The sequence below is a fragment of the Puniceicoccus vermicola genome (assembly GCF_014230055.1).
Taxonomy (GTDB): Bacteria; Verrucomicrobiota; Verrucomicrobiia; order Opitutales; family Puniceicoccaceae; genus Puniceicoccus; species Puniceicoccus vermicola.
Map to the genome: position 1 here is coordinate 1 of NZ_JACHVA010000122.1, position 1,321 is coordinate 1,321.

Annotated in this window: 2 protein-coding genes; both read left to right on the forward strand. The window is 64.0% G+C overall.

Features of this window, described 5'->3' with window-relative positions:
• Nucleotides 1–81 precede the first annotated feature (81 nt).
• Nucleotides 82–327, forward strand: a complete 246-nt coding sequence (locus tag H5P30_RS15395) for a tyrosine-type recombinase/integrase (RefSeq protein WP_185692353.1) — start codon at nt 82–84, stop codon at nt 325–327.
• 2 nt (nt 328–329) lie between these two features.
• A partial coding sequence (locus H5P30_RS15400; protein ID WP_185693807.1) for an IS91 family transposase occupies nt 330–1,321 on the forward strand: 992 nt, incomplete at its 3' end.

Consider the following 1,321-nt stretch of genomic DNA (forward strand, 5'->3'; position numbering starts at 1 on the left):
CGCATGCACCGGGCCGACGAGCCGATGCTCACAGTCCCGCCGTAGGGGAATGAACGTAGTGAATCGGGAGACCCGCACAGTTTGCGCACGCGCCTGTTGGCCGCGGCCCGGGCCGAGCGGGTGACCAAAGCGGTCACCTGTCATAACCTGCGACACAGCTTCGCGACTCATCTGGCCGCTGCCGGGGTGCCGCTGCACCAACTGCAATCCTACCTCGGCCACGCCCACATCGAGACGACCACCGTCTACACCCACCTCACTCCGATCAATCACATCGAGGCCATCGGCTACGTGGACGCCCTGGTCAAGCCGATCCTGCGCCGCTAAGAGTGTCCGGAATCGGGCAGCTGCGCTGCCCGCGGGAGGGCGAGTCACGCCCGCTTACCGTGGCCAGAGTGATCGAGCGCTTCGCTCCGGCCTACTGGGAGCGATACGGCTCGCGCATGAGGCTGGAACAGCGCAAGGCCTTGCAGGCCATCCTCCAGTGCCGCACCCCGGCTCTGGGAGGCCATCGCTATGCCTGTGGATGCGGCCACGAGCACCACGCCTTCCACAGTTGCAATCATCGGCTCTGCCCGCGCTGCGGAGCCGCCGATACCCAAGAGTGGGTTCGCAAGCAACTCGGCAAGCTCCTGCCAGTTCCATACTACCTCGTCACCTTCACGGTGCCCTCGGAGTTACGGTCCGTGATGCTGGGCAACCGGCAGGCTATGGAGCTGCTGATGGGTTGCAGCGCCCGGGCTCTGAACGAGCTCCTCGCCGACCCCGCACGCGGATGCCGCTTCGATCATGCCGGCTTCTTCGGGGTCTACCAGAGCTGGACCCAGGACATGCGTTTCCATCCCCACGTCCACTACGTCGTCCCGGCCGTTGGTCTGGATGAGCGCTGGAAGCTCAAGCATCCGAAGAGTCCGAAGTTCCTTATCCACGCCCAGCCACTGGCCATCCGCTTGCGCACCCTTTTGACGAACGCCCTCCGGGACCACGGGCCGATCCGAGACGAACTGTTCTGGAAGCTCGCCAAAACCGACTGGAACGCCGATGTCGACCGGGCCGGAAACGGCGAGAACGCCGTCAAGTATCTCGGGCAATACATCCGTTGCAGCGTCATCTCCGATCATCGTATCCTCGGCCTTGAGGAAAACCGCGTCCGTATCCGTATCAAAAACCGCGATACGGGAGCCTTCGAATCCCGGATCATGGACGGAGTCGAGTTCGTCCGCAGGTTCCTCCTCCACGCCTTGCCCGATCGCTTCCACCGCATCCGCTACCGCGGATTCCTCCACGCACGGGGCAAGCCCCGCCTGCTATGGCTTCAGCT